Source organism: Kamptonema sp. UHCC 0994, from assembly GCF_029167235.1.
Taxonomy (GTDB): Bacteria; Cyanobacteriota; Cyanobacteriia; order Cyanobacteriales; family Microcoleaceae; genus Kamptonema.
The window spans coordinates 1-5,432 of sequence record NZ_JARFTR010000135.1; the positions used below are offsets into that span (position 1 = coordinate 1).

Consider the following 5,432-nt stretch of genomic DNA (forward strand, 5'->3'; position numbering starts at 1 on the left):
CGATGGCGAAGAAGGCGCAGGGGAAGAGGAGCAAGCCGCTCCAGCCGATGAAAACGAAGCGATCGCGCTTGAGCCAGTCGTCGAGGGCATCAAATAGGCCTCGTTCGTTCTGGGCGCGTCCGACTGCGATGGTCATTGTCAGATTCTCCAAATGGATATGATTACAACGGACGTTTTTCTAGTCACAGCTTGCCACTTCATAGCTCTGCTTTGGCAAAAAATGAGTGGATTGTGAATATACTTTACGTTTCTTTACCGCTGCTCATAATTATAGGGGGAAATCTTTACAAGAGCAAGAGGGACTGCAAGTAAACTCAGAATTGGTTAACAGGCTCAAGCAGAGCCTTCGCGATCGCAAACACTTAATCTGTGAATGTTACATACAATACAAAAAACTGACAGATAAGTTAGAGTCGATAGGAGCGTTGCCACTCCTACCTCTTTTTCAGAACGGAACGTGATACTGGGGCTTTTGCCCTTTTTGCAGCGCCCAAAAGGTTAAGAATTAAGAAAGATTCACGGCGGTTAAAACCGCCCGTGCCGCTTACATCTCATAGCTAAAGCCGATGAGTTTTCCGCTTGCTGAACCTTTTTTATAAGGTAGAATTTAGTTATCGAACCGCAAAGGCTCAGAAAACTCAAAGATAAAGAGCAAGAGTACGATTAAGTTACCCGTTTGAATGCAACTCGGTACCCAAAATGAAACAAAAGCATCCGAAATTCGCTTTAGTGTTGGCAGGTAATGCCGTCCTTTCAACGCTTTTATTGTCTGTTGGTGTTGCTTTTGCTCAACCCATCTCCCCAAATGCTCCTGAAGTGACTCCGACAAAAGCAATTTCTACTGGGGAGCGGCGGGAACTAGAACAATTGCGAGAACAAAAGCGGATTCTTGAGCGAACTCAAGCTGAAAATATCCGTAATTTTAGTCGAACAACAGTTTTATTTAATGTTGTGCTTGGGGCTTTTGTGCTGCTTTTAGCTGCTGCAATTGCAGTTTTGTTTCTGTTGCGGCGTGCTGTGATGTTTGAGATTGCCGATATGGCGAGAAGTCAGCTTAATGAATTAAAAGGTTTGGATAAGAAGATTGCTGAAGCTAATCAAACGGTTCAAAGTATTATCCAAAAAGCTGAGGAGATGGAGGAAGAGTTAGATAATGAGCAATCAAATTTTCAGGAAAAGTTAGGCATCAAAAAAGAGAAGGCATTGCAGTTGTTTTCTGAAGTGCAAGCAGAGGTCGGAGAACAGAGCAAATCTGGACTCCAAAAGCTAAAACAATCTGAGTCAGAGTTAGCGGTGTGGCTGGCTGAAATCCGAGAAAATATTCAAAGTCAAAGAGATTTTATTGTCCAAGATTTACAAAAATTATCCTCAGAGTTTGCTCCTTACCTTGTGGATATGCAGTCTGAGGTTCAAGGTCATAAAAATGCAGTTTTGCAAACTATGAAACAGACGGAAGCTGAGTTTGCATCTCAATATTATGAAATTAAAATTAATGCTGAAAAGCAACAGGATTTAATTCTACAAAATCTCAAACAGGCGGAGTCTGGGTTGTCAGCTCAATTGTCTTTGATTTCAGTTAATGCTGAAAAGCAACAAGATTTAATTCTGCAAAATCTGAAACAAGCGCAGTCAGAGCTATCAGTTAAATTGGCTCAAATTCCAGTTAATGCTGAAAGGCAACAGGATTTTATTCTGCAAAACCTGAAAAAGCAAGAGTCTGATTTAACCCAGTATATAGCGAAATTAAAAGTTGAGTCTGAACAAAAAGTGCGGCTGTTCCATGCAGAGGCTATTAAAAATCAGGAAAGATTAGGGAGGGAAATAACGGCTCAACTTTCAGAATTGCACGTAGAAATTAAAAAGCAAATGCTGCTAGTGAGCAAAAACTTAAAAGGTACAGAGGCAGAGTTTACTACTTTTATTTCGGATTCCCAATCGAGTATTAAACAAAATCAGCATCAAACTTTTCAGAATTTAGAAAGTCTACAGAGTTCTGCAAAGGCTCAATTGTCTGCATTGATGTCTGAGATTCAAGGCGGTAAAAATTCAGCTTTACAGAACTTAGAACAGCTAGAAACTGAAATTACTTCTGTACTTACGGAGTTGGAAACTCAGGTGAAATCTCGGAAGGATTTAACGATTCAGAATTTAGAGCAATCCCAGGCTGATTTAGTTGCTAAACTTTCGGAAATACTCTCGGAAACTCAAACTCACAAGGCTCAAATTTGGCAAAAAATTGCTGATAGTTCGCCGACGGCAATTGCAGAGGCTGTAATCCCGGAAGTGACGCTAAAAATTCAAGGTTTAAACGAACAAATTGAACGTTTAAAGTCAAATCATCCTGAATTGTTCTTGAATGTAGAAGACTATATTAATCACGGAAATAGTTTGTTATCTCAAGGGAGTTACAATCAGGTAATATCGAATTGTAATCGCGCTTTGGAAGTCAAGCAAAATTGTCCTGAGATTTGGTATCAGCGTGGTCTTGCTCAGTGGGAATTGCAGCAGTTTGAAGAGGCGAATGCTGCTTTTAATCAAGCCATTGAGCTCAAAACAGATGATGCGAATATCTGGTATCATAGAGGGATTACGTTAAAAGAATTGCGGCGTTATGAAGCAGCGATCGCAGATTTTAACAAGGCTCTGGAAATTCAGCCGCAGGATAGCAAAGCATGGTTACATCGAGGATTAGCCTTGGCAAAATTGAAACGTGCGGAAGATGCGATCGCTTCCTTTGACAAAGCTATTGAAATCAATCCAGATTACCGCGAAGCTTGGGTAAATCGAGGAGTCGCACTAGGTACGTTACAACAGGAAGAGGAAGCTTTCAAATCTTTCGATCGCGCGGTTCATGTAGAGCCTGATGATGCTGTCGCCTGGTTAAATCGAGGTTTGGCTTTGGGGGTTTTAGAACGGTATGAAGAGGCGATCGCTTCTTTTGACAAGTCGATAGAATTGAATTATGAGTCTTATAAAGCTTGGAATTCCAGAGGCGAGATGTTGGTAAAGCTAGAACGCGATCGCGATGCGATTGAAAGCTTTGACCGCGCGGTTAAAATTAAACCAGACTTTGCTAACGCTTATTACAACAAGGCGATTTGTTATGCTTTGCAAGAGGAAGTAGACTTGGCAGTTGAAAATCTAGAACACGCGATCGCACGAAATCCCCAATATCGGATCGAAGCAACAACGGAACCAGATTTTGAGTTAATTGCAGAATATGACAGATTTTGGGACTTAATTGAAGGTTGATAGCACATCTAGTGGTGCTTGAGTCCTGTTCATTAGTAATTCAAAGATCGATAAAAAATCTTTGATAATCGGGTCAATATTTTCTTGTGTCAAAATTGGGACATGGATAAATATACATTGACTTGGCAAGTGATGATCTCTGATATGTTTCAACACTGAATAATATAGAGCTTCGCAAACAAATTTGCCTGCATCATTGCTAATCTCAGTTATAGTTAAATTTGTAACTAGGCTTGACAGTGGGATGCTTGTGTGCAGAATTTCGCCGTCGGAAGTGGCAGTGGATTCAACAGTTAAATTTTTGCGGGATTCAGCCATACCGCAGCAAATAATAATATCGGGTTGTAATTCGTCGATTTTAGCGATCGCTTGTATCGGCCCTAGCTTAGGATCGACGGGCAGTTTTCTTAAAAAAGTTAGGGCGTAAGGCAACGATTCTATTTCTGAAACCTTTGCCAGTAAATCATCGGAAGAATTAGACTGTTGATGGGGCAGCCAAGTGTCAAAAGAGGTCAGCAGGATGTTGATAGTCATAGAAAGAGCGATCGTCGAGTCGGTTTTGTGTAAAGATATTGAAAGCTTCTAATATAAGGCAAGCAAGTCAAAAAACTATGATTGCAGTAGTAGACTACGATATGGGCAATTTGCACTCAGTCTGCAAAGGCTTAGAGAAAGTGGGTGCAACGCCTCATGTCACTGATTCGCCGAAGGAAATCGATCGAGCAGATGCGGTGGTTTTGCCCGGTGTGGGTTCGTTTGACCCAGCAGTGCAGCATTTGCGATCGCGCGGCTTAGCCGAACCAATTAAAGCCGCGATCGCATCTGGTAAACCATTCTTAGGCATTTGTCTGGGTTTGCAAATATTGTTTGAAAGTTCCGAAGAAGGCACAGAACCAGGGTTAGGAATTGTCGCCGGTACTGTACGCAGATTTCATTCGGAACCAGGGCTGACAATTCCTCATATGGGATGGAACCAACTACACTTTAATCAGCCAGATATCCCCTTGTGGCAAAGTTTATCAGCGAACAATTGGGTTTATTTTGTCCATTCTTACTATGTTGACCCCATCGATCCAAGATTCTGCGCTGCAAGTGTAACTCACGGTACTCAAACTGTGACGGCGGCGATCGCCCAAGGCAATTTGATGGCCGTACAATTTCATCCAGAAAAGTCTTCTGCTACAGGTCTACAAATTCTATCAAATTTTGTTAGCCAAGTCAGGGTGACTGTTAACTGTTAACTGCAATTGGTAATTTAGGCAAAACTATCTGTAACGCCGCCATCTTGGCGGTGACTTTACCGCCGCCATCTTGGCGGTGACTTTACCGCCGGGACGGCGGCGTTACGTGGTTCGTGTGTAAATCCTTTGTTAGTTGGTAAAATGAGCCTAAGAATTCACGGCAACCGTCAACTTAAAACTCTACCCGGACTTCTCACTCGCCCGACTCTGGGGCGAGTGCGAGAGGCGGTTTTCAATATCTGGCAAGGCACTATTGATGGATGCCGATGGCTAGATTTGTGTGCAGGTAGCGGGTCAATGGGTGCTGAAGCACTGTGTCGAGGGGCTAAAGAAGCGATCGCGATCGAAAAGTCCGCCAAAGCTTGCGCCATCATTCGTCAAAATTGGCAGCAAGTAGCCAACTCTTCCCAGCAATTCCAGATCCTTCGGGGAGATGCGATCGCAGAACTGCATAAGCTAGCGGGACAGCAGTTTGACCGGATTTACTTCGATCCGCCCTACGCCAGCGACTTGTACCAACCAGCGTTAGAAGCGATCGCCACCCAACAAATGCTAGCCGAGGACGGCGAACTAGCAGTAGAACACAGCCCCGAACTAGAGACAATAGAACCATTACCACCCTTGGAAATTTGCAGGCAGAAAGTCTATGGCAATACAGCCTTGACTTTCTACCGTCCCGCATAAATAGGCGATCGCTTGTCTATTTATTAATGCCTAACTGATCGCCACGCTTGTATTGCTGATAGGCAGCGAAAAATAGCCCCAGCAAGGTGACGGCAATCAAACCCAAGACAATACCTGAAAGCAGCGGTTCTACCACGTTATATCTCCCGATCTTTAACTTTTCACAATTTATAGCAATCTTAATCTTAATTGAAATGTGAACAGGACTTACCTAAAAGTATGCGTAACGCCGCCCTCTGGGCGGTAACGGAACCG

At 43.0% G+C, this 5,432-nt stretch carries 5 protein-coding genes and 1 pseudogene; 3 read left to right on the forward strand and 3 right to left on the reverse strand.

Translation table 11 applies throughout. The features are described from left to right. Positions 1-136: pseudogene (locus tag PY364_RS13005) on the reverse strand (photosystem II D2 protein (photosystem q(a) protein)); the annotation flags it as partial. Positions 137-699: 563 nt separating this feature from the next. Here PY364_RS13005 and PY364_RS13010 point away from each other — a divergent pair. Beyond that, positions 700-3,252 carry a tetratricopeptide repeat protein gene (locus PY364_RS13010; protein ID WP_275523063.1) on the forward strand — a complete coding sequence of 851 codons (2,553 nt, stop codon included), beginning with the start codon at positions 700-702 and terminating at the stop codon, positions 3,250-3,252. Here PY364_RS13010 and PY364_RS13015 read toward each other — a convergent pair. Beyond that, positions 3,238-3,786: a peptidase C15 gene (locus PY364_RS13015; RefSeq protein ID WP_275523065.1), complete on the reverse strand. Its 549-nt coding sequence runs from the start codon at positions 3,784-3,786 to the stop codon at positions 3,238-3,240. The genes PY364_RS13010 and PY364_RS13015 overlap by 15 nt on opposite strands. 77 nt (positions 3,787-3,863) lie before the next feature. Between PY364_RS13015 and hisH the strand changes: the two genes are divergently transcribed. Together hisH and rsmD are read left to right on the forward strand one after the other, a co-directional pair. Further along, positions 3,864-4,493, forward strand: a complete 630-nt coding sequence (gene hisH, locus PY364_RS13020; RefSeq protein ID WP_275523067.1) for an imidazole glycerol phosphate synthase subunit HisH — start codon at positions 3,864-3,866, stop codon at positions 4,491-4,493. A gap of 141 nt (positions 4,494-4,634) precedes the next feature. Beyond that, positions 4,635-5,177: a 16S rRNA (guanine(966)-N(2))-methyltransferase RsmD gene (gene rsmD / locus PY364_RS13025; protein ID WP_275523069.1), complete on the forward strand. Its 543-nt coding sequence runs from the start codon at positions 4,635-4,637 to the stop codon at positions 5,175-5,177. Positions 5,178-5,193: 16 nt separating this feature from the next. Here the strand turns inward: rsmD and petG are convergent, their stop codons facing one another. Beyond that, positions 5,194-5,313: a cytochrome b6-f complex subunit PetG gene (gene petG, locus PY364_RS13030; protein ID WP_019486789.1), complete on the reverse strand. Its 120-nt coding sequence runs from the start codon at positions 5,311-5,313 to the stop codon at positions 5,194-5,196. Between the last annotated feature and the right edge of the window lie 119 nt (positions 5,314-5,432).

What these genes read in the sequence shown, in the direction of transcription:
- PY364_RS13015 (WP_275523065.1), bottom strand. Translation starts at nt 3,786, where the DNA reads ATGACTATCAACATCCTGCTGACCTCTTTTGACACTTGGCTGCCCCAT.
- hisH (WP_275523067.1), top strand. Translation starts at nt 3,864, where the DNA reads ATGATTGCAGTAGTAGACTACGATATGGGCAATTTGCACTCAGTCTGC.
- PY364_RS13010 (WP_275523063.1), top strand. Translation starts at nt 700, where the DNA reads ATGAAACAAAAGCATCCGAAATTCGCTTTAGTGTTGGCAGGTAATGCC.
- rsmD (WP_275523069.1), top strand. Translation starts at nt 4,635, where the DNA reads ATGAGCCTAAGAATTCACGGCAACCGTCAACTTAAAACTCTACCCGGA.